This is a genomic window from Pseudomonas sp. SLBN-26, assembly GCF_006715895.1.
GTDB lineage: Bacteria > Pseudomonadota > Gammaproteobacteria > Pseudomonadales > Pseudomonadaceae > Metapseudomonas > Metapseudomonas otitidis.
In genome coordinates this window covers 6,076,448-6,102,720 of record NZ_VFOB01000001.1, presented here as the reverse complement: position 1 = coordinate 6,102,720, position 26,273 = coordinate 6,076,448, and the positions used below count along the sequence as shown (strand labels likewise).

Genomic DNA, 26,273 nt, shown 5'->3' with positions numbered 1-26,273 from the left:
TTAGGCCATTTGAAATCGTTTTTTGTCATAAGGAAGCCTTGATGAAGAAACTGCTTGCAGGACTTGTGACGTTGCTGGCAGCAGTGGCGGCCACGCTTTATTTCTATCCGCCTGCGTTGATGGCCAGCGCGCGACTGGTGGAAACCCATCTGGCCGGCCTGAGCAATCAGGTGGTGACAGCGGGCGAACTGGATTTCGCCTACTACGACGGCGGCCCGAAGCTGGGCGAGACCATCGTCATGGTCCACGGCTTCGGTGCGGACAAGGACAACTGGCTGCGCATGGCCCGGCACTTCAGCAGCCGCTACCACGTGGTGGTACCCGACCTGCCGGGCTTCGGTGAAAGCAGCCGGCCGGCGGGCAGCTACGACGTCGGCACTCAGGCCGAGCGGCTGGCGGACTTCATTCAGGCGCTGGGGGTGGGCAAGGTCCATCTGGTGGGCAACTCCATGGGTGGGCACATCGTGGCGCTGTATGCGGCGCGCTACCCGGACCGCGTGCGTTCGCTGGCGCTCTTCGACAACGCGGGGGTCACTGCACCACACAAGAGCGAACTGTTCGACCTGCTGGAACAGGGCCGCCCCAATCCCCTGGTGGTCACCCGCGTCTCCGACTACGACAGGCTGATGGACTTCGTTTTCGTCGATCCGCCGATCCTGCCAGCCCCGCTCAAGCGCTACCTCGCCGACAGGGCCATCGCCAACCAGGTCCACTATGAAGCGGTCTTTCAGCAACTGGTTCAGCGCTACATCCCCCTGGAGCCGGAACTGCCAAAGATCCAGGCCCCTACCCTGCTGCTCTGGGGCGATCAGGACCGCGTGCTGGATGTATCGAGCCTCGATGTCATGAAGCCGCTGATCCCGCACGCCAGTACGGTGGTCATGAAGGATTGCGGACACGCCCCGATGATCGAGCGCCCCGCCGAGACGGCACGCCACTACCAGGCCTTCCTCGACGATCTCGCCACCGGCACGGCCACACCGTGACCGCTTGCTCGTACAGAGCGACGCAATTACCGGAGAAATAAAAAAGGCGGGAAAAGAAAAAGGCCTGCATTTCTGCAGGCCTTTCTTGTATGGCGCACTCGAGAGGATTCGAACCTCTGACCGCCCGGTTCGTAGCCGGGTACTCTATCCAGCTGAGCTACGAGTGCGTTGTGGTGTTTTTAGACCAGATCACCGCTGGTTTCTTCAATCAACCGACGCTATATCAGCTGATTGAAAATGGCGCACTCGAGAGGATTCGAACCTCTGACCGCCCGGTTCGTAGCCGGGTACTCTATCCAGCTGAGCTACGAGTGCGTTGTGGGCGCGCATTATAGAGACTTCAAAACCACCGTCAACTGATTTTTTCGATACTTTTCAATAACTTATCGAACTAACCGCTGACATCTCTACAACACTGAATAATGGCGGAGAAGGGGGGATTCGAACCCCCGACACCCTTTTGAGGTGTACTCCCTTAGCAGGGGAGCGCCTTCGGCCACTCGGCCACCTCTCCGCAACACGGGGCGCATGATAACCATGTTTTCCCCGTTTGCAAAGAAAAAAAGTAGAAAAATTAGTGGTTTGGTTCCTGGTCTTTCTCTTTCTGGATGCGCTGGTAGATTTCCTCACGGTGCACGGCTACCTCTTTCGGGGCGTTGACGCCAATGCGCACCTGATTACCTTTCACGCCTAATACGGTGACAGTGACTTCATCACCGACCATCAGGGTCTCTCCGACCCGGCGAGTCAGAATCAGCATTCCTTTCTCCTCACGGATGTGTTTCAGGGACAGTCTGCAAAAAAGAAATGGCGTCGGCCCCCCATGAATTTCAAGGGGCGTCCACCCAAGTATTGACCAGCGGTGGCAAAAGGAAAGTTCCACCACCGCAGACCAAAAACGACGAAAGGCGCGGGGTGAGCCGCGCCTTTCGTTATAAGGCTCACTCGCTCTGTCGAGCGGGTGCATCCAGTTCGAAAGCGGTGTGCAGGGCACGGACGGCCAGTTCGAGGTACTTCTCCTCGATGACGACGGAGACCTTGATCTCGGAAGTCGAGATCATCTGGATGTTGATGCTTTCCTTGGCCAGGGCTTCGAACATGCGGCTGGCGACGCCCGCGTGGGAGCGCATGCCGACACCGACGATGGACACCTTGGCGATGTTGGTGTTGCCGCCGACTTCACGGGCACCGATCTCAGCAGCGGTCTTCTCCAGCACGGCCAGGGCGTTCTGGTAGTCATTGTTGTGCACGGTGAAGGTGAAATCGGTGGTGTTATCGTGCGCGACGTTCTGCACGATCATGTCCACTTCGATGTTGGCCGCACTCACCGGGCCGAGGATCTTGAAGGCCACGCCGGGGATGTCCGGCACGCCACGGATGGTCAGCTTGGCCTCGTCGCGGTTGAAGGCGATGCCGGAAATGATCGGCTGTTCCATGGATTCCTCTTCATCAAGGGTAATGAGGGTGCCCGGACCCTCCTGGAAGCTGTGCAGCACGCGCAGCGGAACGTTGTACTTGCCGGCGAACTCCACCGAGCGGATCTGCAGCACCTTCGAACCGAGGCTGGCCATTTCCAGCATTTCCTCGAAGGTGATCTTGTCCAGGCGACGGGCCTGGGGGACAACGCGCGGGTCGGTGGTGTAGACGCCATCTACATCGGTGTAGATCTGGCACTCGTCCGCCTTGAGGGCAGCCGCCAGGGCCACGCCGGTGGTGTCGGAACCACCACGACCGAGGGTGGTGATGTTGCCGTGCTCGTCCACGCCCTGGAAACCGGCGACCACCACGACGCGACCAGACTTGAGGTCGGCGCGGATCTTCTGGTCGTCGATCTGCAGGATGCGCGCCTTGTTGTGGGCGCTGTCGGTGAGGATGCGGACCTGGTTGCCGGTGTAGGAGACGGCCGGCACACCGCGCTTGATCAGTGCCATCGCCAGCAGGGCGATGGTCACCTGCTCGCCGGTGGACACCATCACGTCCAGCTCACGCGGAACCGGCTTGTTGTCGCTGATCTGCTTGGCCAGATCGATGAGGCGATTGGTTTCGCCGCTCATGGCGGAAACCACCACGACGATGTCGTCACCGCGCTCGCGGAATTTCTTGACCTTCTCGGCCACCTGCTCGATGCGCTCGATGGTGCCGACCGAGGTCCCCCCAAACTTCTGTACGATCAAAGCCATTTCAAAGCCGCCTAATCCCGTGAAGGGCGCCCATTAAACAATCAACGCAGGACACTGCCAAGGGCCCGCCGGGCGTGGCGCGGAGCTCCTGGCGAAGGGTTCCGGCGGGCGCCCGGTGCGTGTGGCAACCGGGCGCCAACGGCATCAGAGCCCCTGCTCGACGAACGGAACGGCAAGTGCCAGGGCCTGGTCCAGGGCTGCCGCGTCGGTACCACCGCCACGCGCCATGTCCGGACGGCCACCGCCCTTGCCACCGACCGCTGCCGCGGCCTGCTTCATCAGATCGCCGGCTTTGAGTTGGCCGGTCAGGTCCTGGGTGACGCCGGCGACCAGTGTCACCTTGCCCTCCAGCGCCCCGCCGAGCAGGATCACTGCGCGGCCGAGCTTGTTCTTCAACTGGTCGACCAGCGCCAGCAGCGCATCGCCGTCCACGTCCAGGCGCGCGGCCAGGACCTTGACGCCCTTGACCTCCACCGCCGATGCCGCCAGGTCGTCGCCGGCCGCGCTGGCCGCCTTGGCCTTGAGCTGGTCGACTTCCTTCTCCAGCTGGCGGTTGCGCTCCAGCAGGGCTGCGAGTTTGTCCAGGACGTTGTCACGGCTGCCCTTGACCAGCACGGCCGCTTCCTTCAGCTGCTCCTCGGCACCGTTCAGGTAGGCCAGGGCCGCAGCACCGGTGACTGCCTCGATACGGCGCACGCCGGAGGCTACGCCGCCTTCGCTGGTGATCTTGAACAGGCCGATGTCGCCCGTGCGGGAGACGTGGGTACCGCCGCAGAGCTCGACGGAGAAATCACCGCCCATGCTCAGCACGCGTACCTGGTCGCCGTATTTCTCGCCGAACAGCGCCATGGCGCCCTTGGCCTTGGCGGTCTCGATGTCGGTCTCTTCGGTCTCGACTGCGGTGTTGCGACGAATCTCGGTGTTGACGATGTCTTCCAGCGCTTTCAGCTGCTCGGGCTTGATGGCCTCGAAGTGGCTGAAGTCGAAACGCAGGCGCTGGCTGTCCACCAGGGAGCCTTTCTGCTGCACGTGCTCACCGAGCACGCGACGCAGGGCTGCGTGCAGCAGGTGGGTCGCGGAGTGGTTCAGCGCCGTGGCACTGCGAACGGTGGAGTCGGCCTCGGCCTTGACGCCGGCACCGACCGAGAGGCCGCCCTTGGCCACGATGCCGTGGTGCAGGAAGGCACCGCCGGCCTTGGTGGTGTCGCGGACGTCGAAGCGCATACCAGCGCCTTCCAGGTAACCGCAGTCACCCACCTGGCCACCGGACTCGGCGTAGAACGGGGTCTGGTCCAGCACCACCACGCCCTCCTCGCCTTCGACGAGGCTGTCGACGGCAGCGCCAGCCTTGAACAGCGCGACGACCTTGCCGCTGCCGCTGGTACCGGCGTAGCCGAGGAAGCGGGTGTCACCGTCGACCTTGACCAGGCTGTTGTAGTCCATGCCGAAGGCGCTGGAGGCGCGGGCGCGTTCACGCTGGGCTTCCATCTCGCGCTCGAAGCCTTCCTCGTCGACGGTCAGCTCGCGTTCGCGGGCGATGTCGGCGGTCAGGTCGACCGGGAACCCGTAGGTGTCGTAGAGCTTGAAGACGATGTCGCCCGGGATGACCTGGCCCTGCAGGGACGCAAGGTCCTGCTCGAGGATCTTCAGGCCATGCTCCAGGGTCTTGGCGAACTGCTCTTCCTCGGTCTTCAGCACGCGCTCGATGTGCGCCTGCTGCTGCTTGAGCTCGGGGAAGGCCTCGCCCATCTCGGCCACCAGGGCAGCGACGATCTTGTGGAAGAAGGTGCCCTTGGCGCCCAGCTTGTTGCCGTGGCGGCAGGCGCGGCGAATGATGCGGCGCAGCACGTAGCCACGGCCTTCGTTGGACGGCAGCACACCGTCCGCCACCAGGAAGGAGCAGGAGCGGATGTGGTCGGCCACGACCTTCAGGGACGGGGCGTCGTCGTTGGCGCAGCCGATGGCCTCGGCGGCGGCCTTGAGCAGGCTCTGGAACAGGTCGATCTCGTAGTTCGAGTGCACGTGCTGCAGCACGGCGCTGATGCGCTCCAGGCCCATGCCGGTGTCCACGCTGGGCGCCGGCAGCGGGTGCATCACGCCATCGGCGGTGCGGTTGAACTGCATGAAGACGTTGTTCCAGATCTCGATGTAGCGATCACCGTCCTCTTCCGGGGAACCGGGCGGGCCGCCCCAGATGTCCGGGCCGTGGTCGTAGAAGATCTCGGTGCAGGGGCCGCACGGGCCGGTATCGCCCATCGCCCAGAAGTTGTCGGACGCATAGGGCGCGCCCTTGTTGTCACCGATGCGGACCATGCGCTCGGCAGGGATGCCGACTTCCTGGGTCCAGATGTCGTAGGCCTCGTCGTCGCTGGCGTAGACGGTGACCCAGAGCTTTTCCTTGGGCAGCTTCAGCCACTTGTCGCCGGTGAGGAATTCCCAGGCGTAGTGAATGGCATCGCGCTTGAAGTAGTCGCCGAAGCTGAAGTTGCCCAGCATTTCGAAGAAGGTGTGGTGGCGCGCGGTGTAGCCGACGTTGTCCAGGTCGTTGTGCTTGCCGCCGGCGCGGACGCACTTCTGGCTGGTGGTGGCACGGGTGTAGGCGCGCTTTTCCAGGCCCAGGAAGCAGTCCTTGAACTGGTTCATGCCCGCGTTGGTGAACAGCAGGGTCGGGTCGTTGCCCGGGATCAGGGAGCTGGAGGCGACGCGGGTGTGCCCCTTCTCTTCGAAGAAGCTCAGGAAGGCTTCACGGATTTCTGCGCTTTTCATAGGTTCGTCCACGGAATCTGCGGTCAAGAATCGCCGGCAAAGGGCCGCATTATATCGGCCCTTTGCCGCGCGGATAGTGCCTTGTGCGATAGAAAGGGGCTATCGGGGGGATTTCAGCCCGCATGATCCAGAAACGCGGCAAAACCCTCGATCACCCGCTCGATTCCGGCGGCGTCGACATCCAGGTGGGTGACCATGCGCAGGCGTGCCGCCGCGCTCACTACCACGCCGCGCTCGGCCATGAAGGCCTTGAGGGCAGCGGCCCGCTCGCCGATGTCGACGTAGACCATGTTGGTCTGCACCGGCTCCACGCTGAAGCCCAGCGCCGCAAGCCCTTCACCCAGGCGTGCGGCGTTGGCGTGGTCGTCGGCCAGGCGCGCCACCTGGTGCTCCAGGGCGTAGTGCCCGGCGGCGGCCAGCAGGCCAGCCTGGCGCATGCCGCCACCGACCATCTTGCGCAGCCGGCGGGCACGCTGGATGAACTCGGTCCCGCCGCACAGCACCGACCCGACCGGCGCGCCCAGCCCCTTGGACAGGCACACGGAGACGGAGTCGAAATGGCGGGTGATCTCGGCGGCGTCCACCCCCAGCTTCACGGCGGCGTTGTACAGCCGCGCGCCATCCAGGTGCAGCGCCAGGCCACGGCGGCGGGTCAGCTCGCGGGCCGCTGCCAGGTACGCCAGGGGCAGTACCTTGCCCTGCATGGTGTTCTCCAGCGCCAGCAGGCGGGTGCGGGCGAAGTGGAAGTCGTCCTGCTTGATGGCCGCCTCCACCTTCGCCAGGTCCAGGCTGCCGTCGGCCTCGCCCTCGATGGGCTGTGGCTGGATCGAGCCCAGCACCGCCGCGCCGCCGCCTTCGTACTTATAGGTGTGCGCCTGCTGGCCGACGATGTACTCGTCGCCCCGTTGGCAGTGCGCCATCAGGCCCAGGAGGTTGCTCATGGTGCCGGTGGGGACGAACAGCGCCGCCTCGAACCCCAGGCGCTCGGCCAGCCAGGCTTCCAGGCGGTTCACGGTGGGGTCTTCGCCATAGACGTCATCACCCAGCGGGGCGCGGTTCATCGCCTCGCGCATGCCCGGAGTGGGTTGGGTGACGGTGTCGCTGCGCAGGTCTATGACGGACATCTCGGGCTCCTTGGCTGGGTAAGGGGGTGACCCTAAAGGAGCGCGGCGAGTGGGGCAAGGGGCGCCAGGCGCCCCACGAAGCGGGCCTCAGCCCGCAGGGGCTCGGCCCACTGGATCAGTCGACGTTGGCGGGCACGATGAGGATGCCGGCGCGCAGGCCGTTCTTCACCTTGGGGTTGGGGAAGATGATGCGCGCGCCCTGCTCTTCCACCACCCAGCGGGTCCCGGCGATGTCCTCGGCCAGCAGGTAGCCGGTGGGCAGCTCGCTGAAGTTCTCCACATCGTCGGGCAGGTGCAGGCGGAAGGCATCGCTGTGCTTGATCACCTCGCGGGACACGGCGAACAGCTTGAGGTCGCCCAGCGCGTCCGCCTCCGGCTCGGCGCCCTCGATCAACTGACGCAGGCGGGTCTCCAGGCGGTCGAGGTTCACGCCCTCGTTCTGCCCGAACGGCCGGGCCTTGCCGAGTTCCAGGGTGAAGGCCTCGGCCTCCAGCCGCGCGTAGGTGTAGGAGCTGAAGGTGATGCCGGTCTTGTTCTGCAGCAGCACGGCCTCGACCCCGGCAGCGGCCAGGCGCGCCAGCTCGCGGGGGGAATGGGCACGCCCCTCGCGGTAGGGATAGAGGGCGAACTGTTCGATGCGCGAACCGCGGATGGCTGTGTGCATGTCGTAGTGCAGGCGGGTGCGGCCCTCGCGGGCGAAGAACGCAGCGGCCAGGTGTTCCAGCTCGTTGGCGCGCATGGCCTCGGTGCCGCTGGTCTGCTCGTGGCGGCCATTGAACAGGCGGTTGATGTCCTGCTCCACATAGCGCTCGCCCCGGCGCATGGCCTCGGGGTTGCCGAGCAGGAAGAGGATGCGTGCGCGGGGTTTCAGTTCGCCCCGGGCCACACCCTGGATCAGCCGGTCGAGCAGCTCGATCGGCGCCGTCTCGTTGCCGTGGATGCCGGCGGAGAGCAGCAGGTCCAGGCCGTCATCGGCGCCGGCGGGCGGGGTCACCTCCAGGGCGCCCTCCGCCAGCCAGTGCAGGCGCGTGCCCTCAGCGGTCAGTTGAATCTTCTCGGTCGGCTCACGGCCGGCCAGGGTCAGTTCAAGCAGCTTGCCAAGGGCCAGCATCCGCGCGTCCTCAGTGGTCGTGGTTGCAGTCCGGCCCGTGTACGTGGCCGTCTTCGTCGTCGGCGTCGGCCGGTTCCATCTCCAGCTGCAGGCTCACCAAGTTGGTGGCCAGCGGGCGCAGCAGCAGGTTGGCGTACTCGGTATCGCCCTCCTCCACGTCAACGCCGATCAGCAGTTGGCCGTTGCCGGCGGTCTGGATCCAGACCTCCTTGCCCTGCCAGACCACGGCAAAACGGGTGCAGGACGTTTCCAGCTGGGTGCCGTCGGTGTCTTCGAGGATGAGTTGCAGGGCGTCGGACATGTGTAGAACTCCAGGATCGTAAGGCAGAGAGCGGCGGGCGGGGCGGAGGGTTCCGAGGAACACCTCACCGCCGGCCGCACGCCGCTCAGTTCAGTTGGAACGGATAAACGGCGCCCAGTTTAAGGATCTGGGTGAGTTCATCCAATGCCGTGCGGCATTCGGTGAGCAATTGTGGATCAGCCAGGTCGCTTTCGCTCAAGCGATCGCGGTAATGCTTCTCCACCCAGGCGGTCAGGGTGTCGTAGAGCGAGGGGGTGAGGATGACGCCCGGGTTGACCGCCGCCAGCTCGTTGTCCTTCAGGGCCACGCGCAGGCGCAGGCACGCCGGGCCACCGCCGTTCTGCATGCTCTGCTTGAGGTCGAAGACCTTCACCTCGCGGATCGGGCCGTCCTCGGCGGTCAGGGTCTGCAGGTAGTGCCACACCCGCGCGTTGTTGCGGCACTCCTCCGGGACGATCAGCAGCATGCTGCCGTCGGCGCGGCTGAGCAGCTGGCTGTTGAACAGGTAGGAACGCACCGCGTCCTCCACCGTCACCGCCTCGCGGGGCACGCACACGGCCTGGAAGCGGCCACCGACGCGGCCCAGCTTGTCGTGCAACTCGGCCAGTACCTTGTCGGTCTCCAGGAAGGCGTCCTGGTGATGGAACAGCACCTCGCCATTGCCTACCGCGATCACGTCGTTGTGGAACACGCCCTGGTCGATCACCGCCGGGTTCTGCTGGGCGTAGACCACGCCGGCCTCGCTCAGCCCGTGCAGGCGCGCGACGGCCTGGCTGGCCTCCAGGGTCTGCCGCGCCGGGTAGCGCGAGGGCGCCGGGAAGCGGCTGTCGAAAGCGCTGCGGCCGAACACGAAGAACTCCACGCCGGCCTCGCCATAGCCCTTGCAGAACCGGGTATGGTTGGCCGCGCCTTCGTCACCGAACTGCGCCACCGCCGGCAGCGCGGCGTGGTGGGCGAAGTGGCGCTCGTCGGCGAACATCGCCCCCAGCACGCGACTGGTGGTGGGGTGCTCGATGCTGCGGTGGAACTTGCAGTTGAGGTTGGCAGCGGTGAAGTGCACGCGGCCGTCGGCAGTGTCGGCGCTGGGGCTGACGGTGCAGGCGTTGGCGGTCCACATGCTGGATGCCGAACTGCAGGCGGCCAGCAGCGGCATGGCCTCACGGGCGGCCTTCTCGATCACCTGGGCGTCGGTCCCGGCGAAGCCGAGGCTGCGCAGCGCGGCGACGTTGGGGCGCTCCTGCGGGGCGAGCACGCCCTGCTGGAAGCCCATGTCCATCAGCGCCTTCATCTTCGCCAGGCCCTGCAGGGCGGCTTCCTTGGGGCTGGAGACGGCCTGGCTGTTGCTCTGCGACGCCACGTTGCCGTAGGACAGGCCACCGTAGTTGTGGGTCGGGCCGACCAGACCGTCGAAGTTCACTTCATGGGCGCTCATAGGCTGACTCCAGGCGTCAGGGTTGCAGGCAGGGCGAGGGTTTCGCTTTCCAGCGAGGCGACCGGGTAGGCGCAGTAGTCAGCGGCGTAGTAGGCGCTGGCGCGGTGGTTGCCCGACGCGCCGACACCCCCGAAGGGCGCGCTGCTCGCGGCCCCGGTCAGTTGTTTGTTCCAGTTGACGATGCCGGCGCGGCTCTCGATGAAGAAGCGCTGGTACAGCTCGCGGGAGTCCGAGAGCAGGCCGGCAGCCAGGCCGTACTGGGTAGCGTTGGCCTCGGCCATGGCGGCCTCGAAGCCGTCGTAGCGGATCACCTGCAGCAGCGGGCCGAAGAACTCTTCGTCCGGTCGCTCGGCCACTGCAGTGACGTCGAGGATGCCGGGGGTCAGCAGCGCGGCGGTCTCCAGCGGCTGGGACATGGCCAGCAGCGGCGTGGCGCCCTGGGCGATCAGGTGCTCCTGGGCCTTGAGCAGGTGGCGCGCGGCGTCCAGGGAGATCACCGAGCCCATGAAGGGCGCCGGCTGGGCGTCGAAGGCGCCGACCTGGATGCTCGCCGCCACCGCCACCAGGCGCGCCAGAAGCGCGTCGCCCCAGGCGCCGACCGGCACCAGCAGGCGGCGGGCGCAGGTGCAGCGCTGGCCGGCGGAGATGAAGGCGGACTGGATGATGGTGTAGACGGCCGCATCGACATCGGCCACCTCGTCCACCACCAACGGGTTGTTGCCGCCCATCTCCAGCGCCAGGATCTTGTCCGGGCGGCCGGCGAACTGCTGGTGCAGCAGGTTGCCGGTGCGGCTGGAACCGGTGAAGAACAGGCCGTCGATGCCCGGGTTGCCGGCCAGGGCGACGCCGGTTTCGCGGCCGCCCTGCACCAGGTTGAGCACGCCGGCGGGCAGGCCCGCTTCGATCCAGCACTGGACCGTCAGCTCGGCCACCTTGGGGGTCAGCTCACTGGGCTTGAACACCACGGCATTGCCGGCCAGCAGCGCGGGCACGATGTGGCCGTTGGGCAGGTGGCCAGGGAAGTTGTAGGGGCCGAACACGGCGACCACGCCGTGGGGCTTGTGGCGCAGCACGGCGGTGGCATCGGCCAGCGGGCCGCTCTTCTCGCCGGTGCGTTCGCGGTAGCTCTGGATGGAGATGGCGACCTTGTTGACCATGCTGGTCACTTCGGTGGCGGACTCCCACAGCGGCTTGCCGGTCTCCTCGCCGATGCAACGGGCCAGTTCGTCGGCGCGGGTCTTGAGGGTGGCGGCGAAGCGTTCGAGAACGGCGATGCGCGCGTCCAGGCTCAGGCGGGCCCAGGCCGGGAAGGCCGCACGGGCGGCAGCCACGGCCGCTTCGACCTGTTCGGCGCTGGCGCCCTGCCCGCTCCAGACGGATGCCTGGGTGACCGGGTTCAGCGAGTCGAAGGCCTCGCCCTGCCCGGCCTGCCAGGCGCCTGCGATGTAATGGGTGCTCATTTCACGGACTCCTTGGCCGACAGGGGCACGGCGCGAACCGAGGCGCCAGCCGAGAGTTTCAGGCGCTTGGCGGTGTCGGCGTCCACCACCAGGGTGCCGGCAGCCAGACGCGCCGGAGCGGCGGTGACGCGGCAATCCTCGCGCTTGCGGTTGTGGATCAGGTACGGCGTGGCGTCCTCGCCGGGGGTGCCGACGGCCAGCACCAGCGCCTGGCTGTCCTGCACGGCGCGGATCTTCGCGGTCTGGCATTCGATGGCCGGGCCGGCGTCGAAGATGTCGACGTAGCCCTGGAAGCTGAAGCCCTCGCCCTTGAGCATTGCCAGGGCCGGCTCGGTGTCGGTGTGCACGCGCCCGATCACGTCCCGCGCCGCCTCGGAGAGGAAGCAGGTGTAGAGCGGGAACTTGGGCATCAGCTCGGCGATGAAGGCCTTGTTGCCGACGCCGGTGAGGTAGTCCGCGCGGGAGAACTCCATCTTGAAGAAATGCCGGCCCAGGCTTTCCCAGAACGGCGAGACGCCGTGCTCGTCGGACATGCCGCGCATCTCGGCGATCACCTTGTCGCCGAACAGCTCGGGGAACTCGGCGATGAACAGGAAGCGCGCCTTGGACAGCAGGCGCCCGTTGAGGCCGGTGCGGTAGCCGGCGTGCAGGAACAGCGAGCACAGCTCGGAGTTGCCGGTCAGGTCGTTGGCCAGGAACAGCGTGGGGATCTGCCGGTGGATGTTCAGCTCCTGGGAGGCGCTGACGGTGAGCCCGACGCGGTAGTTGTACCAGGGCTCGCGCAGGCCCACGGCGCCGGCCACGGCGGAGATGCCGACGACCTTGCCGTCGTCGTCCTCGAGCACGAACAGGTAGTCGGCATCGGCCCGCTCGGCCTCGCCACGGAATGCCTTCTCGGCCCAGCCCACACGGTGGGTCAGGCGCTCCTCGTTGGCGGGCAGCGTGGTCAGGCCGGCGCCGGTGCTGCGCGCCAGGTCGATCAGGGCCGGCAGGTCGGCGCTGCGTACGGGACGAACGATCATAGTCACTCCGTTAGAGCTTCGTGCTGCGAGCGGCAGGTCGGGCGGCACGCCGCCCAGGGCTGGCACTCGGGGTTAAATCGCCACCAGGCGCACGCTGGCGCCCTCGCCGACGCCCAGGGCTTCGGCGGCTTCGGCGGTGAGTTCCACCGGCTTGCCCGGGGCCCAGTCCAGCTCGGCCACCACGGCGCGGAAGTCCTGCAGCTGGCCGTTGCTCACCAGGTACTGGCGGCCCACCTTGGGCGCGGCACCGATGCGCACCGGCACCACGCGGCTCTGGGCGATGGAGCGGATGCCGGACGTGCGGGCGTGCAGGGTCGGGCCACCGTCGAAGATGTCGATGTAGTTGTCGGTCTCGAAGCCTTCGCGCATGAGGATGTCGAAGGTGATCTGCGCGCGCGGGTGCACCTGCCCCATGGACTCCTGGGCCTCGTCGGGCAGCAGCGGCACGTAGATGGGGTAGTTCGGCATCAGCTCGGCGAGGAAGGTGCGGCTCTTCAGCCCCGACAGGCGCTCGGCCTCGACGTAGTTGAGGTCGAAGAAGTTGCGCCCGACGGCGTTCCAGAACGGCGACTCACCCTGGTCGTCGCTGTAGCCGACGATCTCCACCACCACCGCATCGGCGAAGCGCTCGGGGTGGCTGGCCATGAACAGCAGGCGGCCGCGGGAGTTGAGTTCGGCGAAGGCGGTGTTCACCAGGTCGCGCTCGACGTAGAAGCTGGTCAGCAGGCTGTTGCCGGTGAGGTCGTGGCACAGCGAGAGGACGTGGATCTTGTTGTGGATCTTCAGCTCCCGGGACGCATGCACGAAGGTCTCGTTGCGGAAGCTGTAGAAGGGCTCGGAGAAACCAGCGGAGGCGACGATGGCGGAGCAGCCCACCAGGCAGCCGCGCTCGGTGTCTTCCAGCACGAAGAAATAGCTCTCCTCACCGTTGAAGCTCACTTCGGCAGCGAAGGACGCTTCGGAGGCGGTGATCTTCTCGCCCAGGCGACCGGCGTCGTCCGGGAGGGACGTGACACCCACGGGGCTGTCCGCGGCCAGTCGCTGAACATCGGCGAGGTCGGCCATTTGCGCGGGGCGCATCACCAGCATGGGGTCACTCCTTCAATAAAGGCTCCGGCGGCGCCGTTGGCCGACCGGAGAAAACGGCGGCCAATGGGCCGCCGATCACGCATGAAAAACCTTCATCCCTGGTTGTGCGACGCGGCACCTCCTGTGCCGCGCCTTCCGGGCCCTCAGGCCTGGGTCAGCTTGGCCACGGCGCGCTCGAAGCGGTCCAGGCCTTCATCGATGTCGGCATCCGGAATCACCAGGCTGGGCGCGAAGCGCACCACGTCCGGGCTGGCCTGCAGCACCATCACGGCTTCCTTCTCGGCGGCGTTGAGCACGTCCTTGGCCTTGCCTTTCCAGGCATCGGCCAGTACCGCGCCGATCAGCAGGCCCAGGCCGCGCACTTCACTGAACAGGCCGTACTTCTGGCCGATGGCCTCGAGGCGTGCCTTGAAGCGCTCGTGCTTGGCGGTGATGCCGCTGAGCACTTCGGGGGTGGTGATCACGTCCAGCACCGCTTCGGCCACGGCGCAGGCCAGCGGGTTGCCACCGTAGGTGGTGCCGTGGGTGCCCACGGAGAGGTGCTTGGCGATCTCGGTGGTGGTCAGCATGGCGCCGATGGGGAAACCGCCGCCCAGGCTCTTGGCGCTGGAAAGGATGTCCGGGGTCACGCCGTAGTGCTGGTAGGCGAACAGGTGGCCGCTGCGGCCCATGCCGCTCTGCACTTCGTCGAACACCAGCAGGGCGTTGTGCTCGTCGCACAGCTTGCGGGCGCCTTCCAGGTAGGCCTGGTCGGCCGGCAGCACGCCGCCCTCCCCTTGCACGGGTTCGAGGACCACGGCGCAGGTCTTGTCGGAGATGGCGGCCTTCAGGGCTTCCAGGTCGTTGAACGGCACATGGGTGATGCCTTCCATCTTCGGACCGAAGCCGTCGGAGTACTTCGGCTGGCCGCCCACGGTGACGGTGAACAGGGTGCGCCCGTGGAAGCTGTTGGTGGCGGCGATGATCTCGTGCTTCTGCGGGCCATAAACGTCGTGGGCGTAGCGACGGGCCAGCTTGAACGCGGCCTCGTTGGCCTCGGCACCGGAGTTGGCGAGGAACACGCGCTCGGCGAAGGTGGCGTCCACCAGCTTCCGGGCCAGGCGCAGGGCCGGCTCGTTGGTGAAGACGTTGGAAACGTGCCAGATCTTGTTGGCCTGGTCGGTCAGTGCCTTGACCAGTGCCGGGTGAGCATGCCCCAGGGAATTCACGGCGATGCCGCCGGCGAAGTCGATCAGTTCACGGCCGCTCTGGTCCCAGACGCGGGAACCCTGGCCTCGCACCGGGATGAACGCGGCGGGGGCATAGTTGGGGACCATCAGCTGATCGAAATCGGCGCGCTCGACCTGCGCATGCTCAACGGACATCAGTTTCTCCTGCCTGAAGCGGCTAGTGGTGAAAGGATTGTAGGGAGTGATCCGGGGTTGGCATTGCCGCCAAGCGACAACTTCTTACAGCCCAAACCCGCGAAAATCCGAGGCTTTCGGAAATGCGACAGAAAGCGTCGGGAAGGCGCAGTTTAAACGCGGATCGCCACAGGACGCACGGGGCACAGCGTATTCGCCACGGGATGACCGGCGGGTATCCGTCATGCGCAAGGACACCAGGCGAGACAGCGCATCGAGACGCCATGCACCGGCACGCCGCACCCGCGACCGGGGCTGCCAGCACAAGGAAGACAGGAACGAGGCGCCGGGCGCTGCAAGCCGCCCGCCCGGCGCCGGTGATCAGCCGCGCTCGGACAGTGCCGGCTGGTTGTCGAAGGGGCCGCCGCTGCGCCGCTGGTTGCGGTCTTCGCGGGGGGTGACGCCGAAGAAGTTGCGGTAGGCGCTGGAGAAGTGCGGGCCGGAGGAGAAGCCGCAGGAGAGGCCGATCTGGATGATCGACTTGCTGGTCTGCATCAGCATCTGCCGGGCCTTGTTCAGGCGCAGTTCCAGGTAGTACTGGCTGGGCACGCGGTTGAGGTACTGCTTGAAGATGCGCTCCAGCTGGCGGCGCGACACGCACACGTGCTGGGCGATCTCGTCGGTGGTCAGCGGCTCCTCGATGTTGGCTTCCATCAGCAGCACCGCCTGGGTGAGCTTCGGGTGGCTGGAACCGAGGCGGTTCTGCAGCGGGATGCGCTGGCGCTCGCCGCCTTCGCGGATGCGCTCCACCACCAGTTCCTCGGACACCGCGCCGGCCAGCTCGGCGCCGTGGTCACGGGCCAGCACCGCCAGCAGCAGGTCGAGCACCGCCAGGCCGCCGCAGGCGGTGAGGCGGTCGCGGTCCCAGTCGAACAGGTGGCTGGTGGCGATGACCTTGGGGAAGCGCTCGCTGAAATCGTCCTGCCAGCGCCAGTGCACCGCCGCGCGGTAACCGTCCAGCAGGCCGAGCTGCGCCAGCGGGTAGACCCCGGCGGAGAGCCCGCCCACCACGCAGCCGGTGCGGGCCACCTGCTTCAGTGCCGTGGCCAGCCCGACGGACACCGCCGCCGGTGGCTCGTCGGCCAGCAGGAACAGGCGTGTCAGCCCTTCCAGCTTGCCGGTCCAGGGCTCGCCCGGCAGGCGCCAGCCGCCTTCGGCCGGTGCCTCGGCCTGGAGGAAGTGCAGGTCGTAGACCACTTCCGGGTGCAGGCGCTGGGCAACGCGCAGGGCCTCCTCGGCCAGCGCCAGGGTCATGGCCTTGGTGCCGGGCCAGAGCAGGAAACCGATTCGTTGGGCAGTCATGGCAGGCAGCTTAGCCTCAGTCGGCACGATTTACTTGAGGCTTCCGGAGAGGAACTGCTTGAGCCGCTCGGATTGTGGATTGGCCAACACATCCTTCGGGCAGCCGGTCTCTTCGACCACGCCCTTGTGCAGGAAAATCAACTGGTTGGACACCTCGCGGGCGAAGCCCATCTCGTGGGTGACCACCACCATGGTGCGGCCTTCCAGGGCCAGGTCCTTCATGACCTTGAGCACCTCGCCCACCAGTTCGGGGTCGAGGGCGGAAGTGGGCTCGTCGAACAGCATCACCTCCGGCTCCACCGCCAGGGCGCGGGCGATGGCGACGCGCTGCTGCTCACCGCCAGACATGTGCGCCGGGTAGGCGTCCTTGCGGTGGGCCACGCCGACCTTGGCCAGGTAGTGCTCGGCCTTCTCGATGGCTTCCTTCTTCGACACGCCGAGCACGTGCACCGGCGCTTCGATGACGTTCTCCAGGGCGCTCATGTGCGACCACAGGTTGAAGTGCTGGAACACCATGGCCAGGCGCGAGCGCATGCGCTGCAGCTGCTTGGGGTCGGCCGCCTTGAGGCCGCCGTCCTTGTTGGCCACCAGCTTGAGCTCCTCGCCATTGAGCAGGATCTTGCCGCCGTGGGGCTGCTCAAGCAGGTTGATGCAGCGCAGGAAGGTACTTTTGCCCGATCCGCTCGAGCCGATGATACTGATCACATCGCCCGCCTTGGCGGCCAGGGAGACGCCCTTGAGGACTTCATGGCTGCCGTAGCGCTTGTGCAGGTCTTGGACTTCCAGTTTGTACATGGTCTCGGTCTCGATGCGATTGGATCAGTCGCTCAGCAAGCGTCCCTGACGAATGGGTTCACGGCCGGCCACCTTGGCCAGCCACAGTCCGGGTTGGGCGAAGCGGGTGCGCTCACGGGCGAACAGCACGCCGTCCACCGTGGCGCACACCGTGGAATGGCGGTCGCTCAAGGGGTCGATCACTTCGAACAGCGGCTCGCCAGCCCTGACCCGCGCACCGGCAGGCTGCAGGAAGCTGACCACGCCGGCGTGGGGCGGATAGAGCAGTTCGGTGCCCTCGAAAGGGGTCGGCTCGCACAGTGCCGGCGGCGCGGCCGGCCAGTCACCGTCGATCAACCCGTGCTCGGCGAGCACTGCGAGGATGGCCTCGGCGCGAGCCTCGGACAGCGGGCGGTCGGTATCGGCCACGCCGCCCAGCTCGACCGTGCTGGCCACACAGGCCAGCGGAATCGACGCGTGCGGGAAGCGCCGCGCCAGGCGCAGCCAGGGCAGCGAGCAGGCCTCGTCGAAGGAGCTGCCACCGGACTCTTCAGCGGTGAGCACGGCCGCGGCCCCCAGGCGGGCCGAGAGCCCGGCCAGCGGCGCGGCGTGCTGCGGCAGGCAGTACAGGTGCACGGCCGCCTCCAGGTCGCAATGCAGGTCCAGCACCAGGCCGGCGTCGCAGGCGTGGGTCAGCAGCAGGCGCTGCAGCCCCTCCAGCTCCGAAGTGGCCGGCGGCAGCTGGCGCAGGGCGGCCTGCATGGCCTCGCGGATGGTGGTGCGGTTGGCATCGGCGTCATCACCCAGGCGCCCTTCCAGGCCGGCCTCGATCTGGGCCGCCAGGTCGACGAAGCCCCGGTTGAAGTTGCGCCCACTGGTGAACTCGAAGCGACCCAGGTGAGTGGCCTGCAGCACCTGGCCGAGGCCGATGGGGTTGGCCACCGGCACCAGTTCGATGCAGCCGGTCAGGCGGCCTTCGGCCTCCAGTTCGGCCAGGCGCCGCTTGAGCTCCACCGCCACGCGCATGCCCGGCAGTTCATCGGCATGCAGGGACGCCTGCAGGTACGCCTTGCGCGCGCCGGCGCCGAAGCGGAAGACGCTCAGCTGGCGACGGGTACCGGGCAGGCCCCAGGGCAGTTCGTGATCGATGCGCTCCATGGCATCAGGCCTTGCGCGGGGCCAGGTAGGCCAGCCAGCGGCGCTCGGCCAGCTTGAACAGGCGCACCAGGATGAAGGTCAGGCACAGGTAGAACAGGCCGGCGGTGATGAACGCCTCGAACGGCAGGTAGTACTGCGAGTTCACGGTGCGCGCTGCGCCGGTGATGTCCACCAGGGTGACGATGGAGGCCAGGCTGGTGGTGTGCAGCATCATGATCACTTCGTTGCTGTACTGCGGCAGCGCACGGCGCAGGGCCGAGGGCAGCAGGATGCGGCGGTACAGTTTGGCGCGAGACATGCCGATGGCCTTGGCCGCCTCGATCTCGCCATGGGGCGTGGCCTTGAGGCTGCCGGCGAGGATCTCGGCGGTGTAGGCACTGGTGTTGATGGCGAACGCCAGGCAGGCGCAGAAGGTGGCGTTGGACAGGTAGGGCCAGAGCCAGCTTGCGCGCACGGCCTCGAACTGGGCCAGGCCGTAGTAGATGAGGAACAGCTGCACCAGCATCGGGGTGCCGCGGATGACGTAGGTGTAGAGCCAGGCCGGGAAGTTGACCATGGGCTGCTTGGAGACCCGCATCAGCGCCAGGGGCACGGCCACCAGCAGGCCGACGGCCAGGGAAATGGCCAGCAGCTTGAGGGTCACCAGCACGCCGCTGAAGTAGAGCGGCAGGTTCTCGTAGATGACGGTGTAGTCGAAGATCACGGATGCGCCCTCTCGCTCACAGATCGGCGGCCTTGATGCCGACGGAGTAACGTTTTTCCAGGAAGCGCAACGCCAGCAGCGACACGCTGGTCAGCACCAGGTACAGACCCGCCACGGCCAGGAAGAAGGTGAAGGGCTCGCGGGTGGCGTCCGCCGCGCTCTTGGCCTTGAACATCATGTCCTGCAGGCCCACCACGGACACCAGCGCGGTGGCCTTGGTCAGCACCAGCCAGTTGTTGGTGAAGCCGGGGATGGCGAAGCGGATCATCTGCGGCACGAGGATGCGGAAGAACACCTGGCGACCGTTCATGCCGTAGGCGAAGCCGGCCTCGCCCTGCCCTTTCGGGATGGCCATGAAGGCACCCCGGAAGGTCTCGGACAGGTAGGCACCGAAGATGAAGCCGAGGGTGAAGACCCCGGACCAGAACGGGTCGAGGTCGATGTAGTCGTCATAGCCGACCATAGGCCCCACCAGGTTCACCACCTGCTGGCCGCCGTAGAAGATCAGCAGGATCAGCACCAGGTCGGGAATGCCGCGGACCACGGTGGCATAGGCATCCCCCATGATGGCCAGCCAGCGCACCGGCGACAGGCGGAAGGCCGCGCCGACCAGGCCGAGCAGGATGGCCATGGACATGGAGGACAGCGCCAGCAGCAGGGTGAGCCAGGCACCCTCGAGAATGGTCGAGCCGTAGCCGTTGAGCATGTTTCAGGTCCTCTTGCAGCGCCCCAGGTGAAACCGGACAGCACCGCTGCAATGAAAAAGTGGCACAACCTGCAGGTTAGCCGCCGACCGTGACGCCCGGTCGCGCGGTGCCGTAGGGCGCCTCTAAAAACGTGGACGAGGCAGTCAGCGCAAGGCAAAAACAGACGAAAAAGCGCAGTTTACGTGGGGTAAATGAGCATTTTGAGGCTGTTTTTAACGCCGCGATGACAACGCAGGTAGTTTTTAGAGGTGCCCCGTGGTCGCGGGGCAGCCTCAACGTCCTGGTTGTGCCACTTCCGGGGAAGGGCGGAGGGGATTACTCGCCGTAGATGTTGAACTGGAAGTACTTGTCCTGGACTTCCTTGTACTTGCCGTTGGCACGGATGGCGGCGATGGCGGCGTTGATCTTGTCCGCCAGGGCCTTGTCGCCCTTGCGAACGGCGATGCCGGCGCCTTCACCGAAGTACTTCGGATCGGTGTAGTCCGGGCCTACCAGGGCGAAGCCCTTGCCGGCTTCGGTCTTGAGGAAGCCGTCGTCGATGTTCACGGCATCGGCCAGGGTCGCGTCGAGGCGGCCGGCGGTCATGTCGAGGAACACTTCGTTCTGCGAGCTGTAGCGCACCACTTCGATGCCGGCCGGGGCGTAGACCTCGGTGGCGAAGCGGTCGTAGGTGCTGGCGCGCTGGACGCCGACCTTCTTGCCTTTCAGGTCCACCAGCGGGTCGTTGATCACGGTGCCGGCCTTCATCGCCAGCTTGATCGGGGTCAGGTAGTAGCGGTTGGTGAAGTCGACGGACTTCTTGCGGTCTTCGGTGATGGTCATCGAGGACAGCACGGCGTCGAACTTGCGCACCTTGAGGGCGGGGATCAGGCCGTCGAACTCCTGCTCGATCCACTGGCACTTGACCTTCATCTCTTCGCAGAGGGCGTTGCCGATGTCGTAGTCGAAGCCGGTGATCTTGCCGTCCGGGGTCTTGAAGGCGAAGGGCGGGTAAGCGGCCTCAATGCCAATGCGCAGGGGCTTGGAATCATCGGCAGTGGCTGCCAGCGGCGACAGCAGGGTCAGCGCCAGAGCGCCGAGAAGGGCAATCTTCTTCATGTTTGACTCCTTGGAATAGGGAAGCATCTGCTGGCAGGAGAGATCGTGCCCAGACCATTCAGCGAATTGTAGAAATAGGCGCGGAATTTACCTTGATTGAACTCAGGGAAATGGCCTTGGCCGGGTGAGCGGCATTCTAGCGACAGCCCTAAAGTCGATATTTCTTCAATGCGACAACAAATTACAAAAGGCCAGGACGGCCGGGAGGGAGAGGTTGACAGCAACCTGCTTTCGTGACTAGGCAGTTCAATTCAGAACCTTCTGGAAAAGCAATTACCAGACCACTTTCCAACACCCCCAGTAAAAACGGGCGCTCCAGCCCGCTACCGGGCTGTCAGCCCCACCTCATTCAGCACCAGCCCGGGGCAATCCGCTCCCAGGCGCCCCAGAATGGCGCGCAAGGTTACACCCCGACTGTTACCGCTCGCTATCCCCCGTTGCCACACGCCTGCCGCTGGCACCGTCCGATATCAATCGACCAGAAGCAGAACGCCCCGCCGGGCTTGTGGCCGGGCGGGGCGTTCGCTGGAGCGGGAGGTCGCCGGGTCAGGCGGCCTGCATGGTGCGATGGGTGTCGATGAGGTGCTGCACCACGCCAGGATCAGCCAGCGTGGAGATGTCGCCGAGGGTGTCGTACTCGGCCACGGCGATCTTGCGCAGGATGCGGCGCATGATCTTGCCGGAGCGGGTCTTGGGCAGGCCGGGCGCCCACTGGATCACGTCCGGCGTGGCGATGGGGCCGATCTCGCGGCGCACCCACTGCTTCAGCTCCTGGCGCAGCGCTTCGGAGGATTCCACGCCGGCGTTGAGGGTGACGTAGACGTAGATGCCCTGTCCCTTGATGTCGTGGGGGACGCCGACCACGGCAGCCTCGGCGACTTTCGGGTGGGCGACCATGGCGCTCTCGATCTCGGCGGTGCCCATGCGGTGGCCGGAGACGTTGAGCACGTCGTCGACGCGGCCGGTGATCCAGTAGTAGCCGTCCTCGTCGCGACGGGCACCGTCACCGGTGAAGTACATGCCCTTGAAGGTCTTGAAGTAGGTGTCGACGTAGCGGTCGTGGTCGCCGTACAGGGTACGGGCCTGACCCGGCCAGGAGTCGATGATCACCAGGTTGCCTTCGGCGGCACCCTCGATCAGGTTGCCCAGGTTGTCCACCAGGGCCGGCTGCACGCCGAAGAAGGGCCGCGCGGCAGAGCCCGGCTTGAGGGCGTGGGCACCCGGCAGCGGGGTCATCAGGCAGGCGCCGGTCTCGGTCTGCCACCAGGTGTCGACGATCGGGCAGCGGGACTGGCCGACGTTCTCGTAGTACCAGTGCCAGGCTTCCGGGTTGATCGGCTCGCCCACCGAACCTAGCAGGCGCAGGCTGGAGCCGTCGGCACCGGCCACGGCAGCCTTGCCCTCGGCCATCATCGCGCGGATGGCGGTGGGGGCGGTGTAGAGGATGTTGACCTTGTGCTTGTCGATGATCTTGGCGACGCGGCTGACGTCCGGGTAGTTCGGCACGCCCTCGAACATCAGGGTGGTGGCGCCGTTGGAAAGCGGCCCGTACACCAGGTAGGTGTGGCCGGTGACCCAGCCGATGTCGGCGGTGCACCAGAAGACTTCGCCCGGGCGGTAGTCGAACACGCGCTCATGGGTCAGCGAGGCGTAGACCAGGTAGCCGCCGGTGGTGTGCAGCACGCCCTTGGGCTTACCGGTGGAGCCGGAGGTGTAGAGGATGAACAGCGGGTCCTCGGCACCCATCTCCTTCGGCAGGCACTGGCTGGAGGCGACCTTCATCAGGTCCTCGTACCAGACGTCGCGGTGCGGGTTCCACTTGATGGTGGAGCCGGTGCGCTTGACCACGATGAGCTTCTGGACGCTGTTGGTCTCGGGGTTGGTCAGGGCGTCGTCGACATTGGCTTTCAGCGGGGTCTTCTTGCCGCCACGCAGGCCTTCGTCGGCGGTGATCACCACCTTGGACTTGCAGTCGATGATGCGACCGGCCAGGGCTTCGGGGGAGAAGCCGCCGAAGACCACGGAGTGGATGGCGCCGATGCGGGTGCAGGCCAGCATGGCCACCACCGCCTCGGGGATCATCGGCATGTAGATGGTAACCACGTCACCGCGGTGCACATCCTGGCCGCGCAGGGCGTTGGCGAACTTGCACACTTCTTCGTGCAGCTCGCGGTAGGTGATGTTGCGGTGCTCGGACGGGTCGTCGCCTTCCCAGATGATCGCCAGCTGGTCGCCGCGCTCGGCGAGGTGACGATCCAGGCAGTTGGCGGAGAGGTTGAGGGTGCCGTCGGCGAACCACTTGATGTCGACGTGGTGATCGTCGAAGGAGGTCTGCTTGACCTTGGTGAACGGCTTGATCCAGTCGATGCGCTGAGCCTGCTCGCGCCAGAAACCATCGGGGTTGATCACCGACTGCTGGTACATGGCCTTGTAGGTCGCCTCGTTGGTCAGCGACTTTTCAGCCACCTCGGGACGCACCGGATACAGTGAAGCAGCACTCATGTCTCATACCTCGACGGGTAGTTGTTTTTGTATGCCGTCTTTTGTATCCCCCGCCTGTCAGTGGGGCCATTCGACCATGGTCTTACCGGACTTGGACCATGGTCTAAGCCCCGTGGAACGGGCCATCCAGCGCGTTTTCCAGGTGCCCCTGGCAGCGTCTGCCGCTCCAGGGCGCCGAAGCCCCAGAACGATCAATAAAGCGAACAGGTTTTTGCCAACCCCGAAAGCAGGCGCGCTCAAACCCGTAAAAATCGCGGAAATATTTAGCCAAAACCTATCGATTGATACGCATGGATACCTAAAGTTAATATTCCGTTCATTATGTTGAACAGTCACTCCCCTTCCCTGTCCTTCTCCCGTCTGGTGTCCCGCGAGGGCCACTGGACCGGCGACCTGTAGCGCCCCTCCCGTTCGGGCCGGACGACTTCGGCCACCTGCGCCCTGCGCACACCCGAAACCGATACACGGGCGATTCGCCATTGCCGGCGAGCCCGCAATGCCCATGGGAGGGCACCATGCGTTCCTGGATCTATCTTCTGACGGCGATCTTCTTCGAGGTCGTCGGCACCACCTCCATGTCCTTTGCCAACGAAAACAACCCGGTGCTGGGGCACCTGCTGATGTACGGGCTGATCGGCCTGTCGTATTTCTTCCTGGCACTGGCCGTCAAACGCGTCCCGGTCGGGGTCGCCTACGCCCTCTGGGAGGGCATCGGCATCGTGCTGATCACCGCCGTCAGCGTCGCCTGGCTGGGGGAAAGCCTCGGCCTGGCCAAGGCGCTGGGCATCGGCGTGATGATCGCCGGCATCCTGTTGATCAAGTTCGGTACCCACAGCTCGACCGAGCCGACTCGCCAGGAGGTGGCAGCATGAGCACCGTGACCTGGATTCACTTCGCCTGGCTGGGCGTAGCCATCGTCCTGGAAGTCCTGGCCAACATCCTGCTCAAGTACTCCGACGGCTTCCGCCGGCGCCTGCTCGGCGGCCTGTCCATCCTCTGCATCCTCGCGGCCTTCACCGCGCTGGCCCAAGCGGTGCAGGGCATGGAGCTGTCGATGGCCTACGCCATCTGGGGCGGCTTCGGCATCATCGCCACCGTTGCCCTGGGCTGGGCCCTGTTCGGCCAGCGGCTGGCCTGGCGCGGCTGGCTCGGCCTGAGCTTGCTGGTAGGCGGCATGACCCTGCTGAAACTCGCCTGACATGAAAAAGGCCCCGTGAGGGGCCTTCTTCATTTGTGCCGACGGTCAGACCAGGGTCAGGGTGACGTCGATGTTGCCGCGGGTGGCGTTGGAGTACGGGCAGACGATGTGGGCCTTGTCCACCAGTTCGCGGGCCTGGGCCTTGTCCATCCCCGGCAGGCTGATCTGCAGCTCCACCTCGATGCCGAAGCCGTTGGGGATGGCGCCGATGCCGACGATCCCTTCGATGGAGGCGTCAGCCGGCATCGGGTACTTGTCCCGTGCCGCGACAAACTTCATCGCGCCGATGAAGCACGCCGAATAACCGGCCGCGAAGAGTTGCTCGGGGTTGGTGCCCGAGCCGCCGGCACCGCCCAGTTCGCGCGGGGTGGTCAGGGCGACGTCCAGCACGCCATCGGAGGAAACGGCACGGCCATCACGGCCACCGGTGGCTTCTGCGTAGGCGCGGTATACGACGTTTTCGATGCTCATGGTGCGATCCTCGTGATCAGGTTGCGTTGGGGTAGATCCGATTCGATTTGCGCGATTTAATTTAGCGCTCAAATCTTCATGGCGATTAATTTATCGCTCATTAATTTTGCGCGCAAGATATTTAATTGGATCGTTTCGCTATGACCTCATTCCAGCGAGGCATAAGCCCAGCGCAGCGCCCGCGCGCCTAGCGATGAAAACCCGCTCGGCTGAGCGCCTGGGTCAGTGCGAGGGCGTATTGCCCCTGGCAATGCAGCCGCCCCTGCCCGTCCGGCAGGCCGAGCCCGAAGCCTTCGTCACCCTCGCCGAAGTAGAGAATGCCGTTGGGCAGTTCGGCCACCACCAGCACATCCTCCGGCTCGCCGGAGCGCAGGCGGGTGCAGGCATAGAAGGGCACGCGGCAGGCGGCGAACACCACCTGCTGGGCAGGCGAGCAGTCGCACAGGTGCTGGAACACCAGGTTCTTGATTTCGACGGTCGAAAACGATTGGCAGGTATCCATGGCGGGTCCGTCCTGCTTGTTATGGTTGAGCGGGCCTGACGTAGGGATCTTCGAACACCGAGTGCGAAAATCTAGCAGTCGCAGGGCGGCTTTCCACCCCAACCAGTAACAGGATCAGACGAACGCGACGGAGGGGTCAGGACGAAGAAACGCGCGGCCCGAGCAGGATGATGGCAGCACCGATGATGCAGAGCGCCGCGCCCAGCCAGTCGCTGGCCAGCGGGCGGGTGCGCTCGACGAAGGCCAGCCAGCAGAGTGACGCGACGATGTAGACCCCGCCGTAGGCGGCGTAGGCCCGCCCCGCGTAGGCCGCTTCGACCCGGGTGAGCAGGAGGGCGAACAGGGTGAGGCTCAGCAGCCCGGGGGCGATCCACAGCGCACTGCGTCCAAGCCGCAACCACATCCAGAAGGCGTAGCAGCCGGCGATCTCGAACAGCGCCGCGAGGAAGAACCACAGGTAGTTGAGCATGGGTGCCTCCAGGGCGAGTGCGACCGGGGCCGGCCGCCTGATGTCAACCGCGCAACGCGCCTTCCCGTTCCCAGGCGCAGCGCACGCGCAGGCCGGCTTCCTGCGGGCTGTGGAAGCCCTGTTCGCTTTCCCAGCGGAAGGTGTGGGTGCCGTTGAGCTCCGTCTCCAGGTGCACCACGGCGCTGCCCCAGTAGAGCTGCTCCAGCAACGCCTCGAACTGCTTCACCCAGAGGTTCCACTCGTACTCGATGGCGGGGTAGCTGGCGCCGAAGTGAATCACCTGGGTCTGGTAGAGGCCGAGCCCGGGGCGGCGGCTGAAGGAGAACATCTCGCGGCCGAGAAAGGGCCAGATATCGCCGGCAGGCAGGCGCTCGATCACCGCGCGGTTGGTCTCGCGGCGATGATCCAGCACCTCGGGATCATCGGACGGCCAATCGCGGATGCAGCCATAGACGATGGATTCAGAGTCCACACAAGCACTCCAGGAAAACTGAGGCAGCCTTCTAACACAGGGC

At 65.8% G+C, this 26,273-nt stretch carries 25 protein-coding genes and 3 tRNA genes; 3 read left to right on the top strand and 25 right to left on the bottom strand.

Annotation, left to right across the window (positions count from 1 at the left end; genetic code table 11):
* The first annotated feature begins 41 nt into the window (after positions 1-41).
* Positions 42-986, top strand: coding sequence for an alpha/beta fold hydrolase (locus FBY21_RS28405; protein ID WP_142015781.1), 945 nt, complete (start codon positions 42-44; stop codon positions 984-986).
* Positions 987-1,076: 90 nt separating this feature from the next.
* Here FBY21_RS28405 and FBY21_RS28400 read toward each other — a convergent pair.
* From FBY21_RS28400 to acs, 21 genes are all read right to left on the bottom strand, one after another.
* A tRNA-Arg gene (locus FBY21_RS28400) sits at positions 1,077-1,153 on the bottom strand.
* A 71-nt stretch (positions 1,154-1,224) separates the two neighbouring features.
* A tRNA-Arg gene (locus FBY21_RS28395) sits at positions 1,225-1,301 on the bottom strand.
* Positions 1,302-1,409: 108 nt separating this feature from the next.
* A tRNA-Ser gene (locus FBY21_RS28390) sits at positions 1,410-1,500 on the bottom strand.
* 60 nt (positions 1,501-1,560) lie between these two features.
* On the bottom strand, positions 1,561-1,746 hold the full coding sequence (gene csrA, locus FBY21_RS28385) for a carbon storage regulator CsrA (protein ID WP_007159101.1): 186 nt from the start codon (positions 1,744-1,746) through the stop codon (positions 1,561-1,563).
* Positions 1,747-1,927: 181 nt separating this feature from the next.
* Positions 1,928-3,166, bottom strand: a complete 1,239-nt coding sequence (locus FBY21_RS28380) for an aspartate kinase (RefSeq protein ID WP_044412275.1) — start codon at positions 3,164-3,166, stop codon at positions 1,928-1,930.
* A 144-nt stretch (positions 3,167-3,310) separates the two neighbouring features.
* On the bottom strand, positions 3,311-5,932 hold the full coding sequence (gene alaS, locus FBY21_RS28375; RefSeq protein WP_142015777.1) for an alanine--tRNA ligase: 2,622 nt from the start codon (positions 5,930-5,932) through the stop codon (positions 3,311-3,313).
* A gap of 113 nt (positions 5,933-6,045) precedes the next feature.
* Positions 6,046-7,056: a low-specificity L-threonine aldolase gene (gene ltaE, locus FBY21_RS28370; protein WP_142015773.1), complete on the bottom strand. Its 1,011-nt coding sequence runs from the start codon at positions 7,054-7,056 to the stop codon at positions 6,046-6,048.
* Positions 7,057-7,171: 115 nt separating this feature from the next.
* Positions 7,172-8,167, bottom strand: coding sequence for a succinylglutamate desuccinylase (astE, locus tag FBY21_RS28365; protein WP_142015770.1), 996 nt, complete (start codon positions 8,165-8,167; stop codon positions 7,172-7,174).
* A 10-nt stretch (positions 8,168-8,177) separates the two neighbouring features.
* Positions 8,178-8,468: a hypothetical protein gene (locus FBY21_RS28360; RefSeq protein WP_044412286.1), complete on the bottom strand. Its 291-nt coding sequence runs from the start codon at positions 8,466-8,468 to the stop codon at positions 8,178-8,180.
* Positions 8,469-8,553: 85 nt separating this feature from the next.
* A complete protein-coding gene (gene astB / locus FBY21_RS28355) occupies positions 8,554-9,900 on the bottom strand; it encodes an N-succinylarginine dihydrolase (RefSeq protein WP_142015765.1) in 1,347 nt (448 codons plus the stop codon).
* Positions 9,897-11,360, bottom strand: a complete 1,464-nt coding sequence (gene astD, locus FBY21_RS28350; RefSeq protein ID WP_142015761.1) for a succinylglutamate-semialdehyde dehydrogenase — start codon at positions 11,358-11,360, stop codon at positions 9,897-9,899. The genes astB and astD overlap by 4 nt, the downstream gene beginning before the upstream one ends.
* Positions 11,357-12,382 carry an arginine N-succinyltransferase gene (gene astA, locus FBY21_RS28345; RefSeq protein ID WP_044412295.1) on the bottom strand — a complete coding sequence of 342 codons (1,026 nt, stop codon included), beginning with the start codon at positions 12,380-12,382 and terminating at the stop codon, positions 11,357-11,359. The genes astD and astA overlap by 4 nt, the downstream gene beginning before the upstream one ends.
* 72 nt (positions 12,383-12,454) lie before the next feature.
* Complete coding sequence (aruF, locus tag FBY21_RS28340; protein ID WP_044412298.1) at positions 12,455-13,471, bottom strand: arginine/ornithine succinyltransferase subunit alpha; 1,017 nt, start codon at positions 13,469-13,471, stop codon at positions 12,455-12,457.
* A gap of 143 nt (positions 13,472-13,614) precedes the next feature.
* Positions 13,615-14,835, bottom strand: a complete 1,221-nt coding sequence (locus FBY21_RS28335) for an aspartate aminotransferase family protein (protein WP_142015758.1) — start codon at positions 14,833-14,835, stop codon at positions 13,615-13,617.
* 360 nt (positions 14,836-15,195) lie between these two features.
* A complete protein-coding gene (gene argR, locus FBY21_RS28330) occupies positions 15,196-16,176 on the bottom strand; it encodes a transcriptional regulator ArgR (protein ID WP_142015754.1) in 981 nt (326 codons plus the stop codon).
* Positions 16,177-16,206: 30 nt separating this feature from the next.
* On the bottom strand, positions 16,207-16,971 hold the full coding sequence (gene aotP, locus FBY21_RS28325) for an arginine/ornithine transport ATP-binding protein AotP (RefSeq protein WP_044412306.1): 765 nt from the start codon (positions 16,969-16,971) through the stop codon (positions 16,207-16,209).
* Between the two features lie 24 nt (positions 16,972-16,995).
* On the bottom strand, positions 16,996-18,108 hold the full coding sequence (locus tag FBY21_RS28320; RefSeq protein WP_142015750.1) for a succinylglutamate desuccinylase/aspartoacylase family protein: 1,113 nt from the start codon (positions 18,106-18,108) through the stop codon (positions 16,996-16,998).
* 4 nt (positions 18,109-18,112) lie between these two features.
* Complete coding sequence (locus tag FBY21_RS28315; protein WP_044412311.1) at positions 18,113-18,811, bottom strand: ABC transporter permease; 699 nt, start codon at positions 18,809-18,811, stop codon at positions 18,113-18,115.
* 16 nt (positions 18,812-18,827) lie between these two features.
* Entirely contained in the window at positions 18,828-19,517 is a 690-nt protein-coding gene (locus tag FBY21_RS28310; RefSeq protein WP_044412314.1) for an ABC transporter permease, read from the bottom strand.
* 316 nt (positions 19,518-19,833) lie between these two features.
* Positions 19,834-20,616, bottom strand: a complete 783-nt coding sequence (locus FBY21_RS28305) for an ABC transporter substrate-binding protein (protein WP_044412316.1) — start codon at positions 20,614-20,616, stop codon at positions 19,834-19,836.
* A 546-nt stretch (positions 20,617-21,162) separates the two neighbouring features.
* On the bottom strand, positions 21,163-23,118 hold the full coding sequence (gene acs, locus FBY21_RS28300) for an acetate--CoA ligase (RefSeq protein WP_044412319.1): 1,956 nt from the start codon (positions 23,116-23,118) through the stop codon (positions 21,163-21,165).
* 515 nt (positions 23,119-23,633) lie between these two features.
* On the opposite strand from acs, the gene FBY21_RS28295 reads away from it, so the two are divergent.
* The gene (locus FBY21_RS28295) at positions 23,634-23,990 is read left to right on the top strand and encodes an SMR family transporter (RefSeq protein ID WP_044412322.1); all 357 of its coding nucleotides are present in this window, start codon (positions 23,634-23,636) and stop codon (positions 23,988-23,990) included.
* A complete protein-coding gene (gene mdtI / locus FBY21_RS28290; RefSeq protein WP_044412325.1) occupies positions 23,987-24,316 on the top strand; it encodes a multidrug/spermidine efflux SMR transporter subunit MdtI in 330 nt (109 codons plus the stop codon). The genes FBY21_RS28295 and mdtI overlap by 4 nt, the downstream gene beginning before the upstream one ends.
* A 45-nt stretch (positions 24,317-24,361) precedes the next feature.
* Here mdtI and FBY21_RS28285 read toward each other — a convergent pair whose 3' ends face one another.
* The 4 genes from FBY21_RS28285 to FBY21_RS28270 form a co-directional block, all read right to left on the bottom strand.
* Positions 24,362-24,787, bottom strand: a complete 426-nt coding sequence (locus FBY21_RS28285) for an organic hydroperoxide resistance protein (protein WP_044412328.1) — start codon at positions 24,785-24,787, stop codon at positions 24,362-24,364.
* Positions 24,788-24,974: 187 nt separating this feature from the next.
* Positions 24,975-25,289 (bottom strand): hypothetical protein, encoded by a 315-nt coding sequence (locus FBY21_RS28280; RefSeq protein ID WP_044412331.1) that lies wholly within the window; start codon positions 25,287-25,289, stop codon positions 24,975-24,977.
* A gap of 136 nt (positions 25,290-25,425) precedes the next feature.
* On the bottom strand, positions 25,426-25,758 hold the full coding sequence (locus FBY21_RS28275; RefSeq protein WP_074970136.1) for a YnfA family protein: 333 nt from the start codon (positions 25,756-25,758) through the stop codon (positions 25,426-25,428).
* A 43-nt stretch (positions 25,759-25,801) separates the two neighbouring features.
* The gene (locus tag FBY21_RS28270) at positions 25,802-26,230 is read right to left on the bottom strand and encodes a hypothetical protein (protein WP_044412337.1); all 429 of its coding nucleotides are present in this window, start codon (positions 26,228-26,230) and stop codon (positions 25,802-25,804) included.
* Positions 26,231-26,273: the final 43 nt, after the last annotated feature.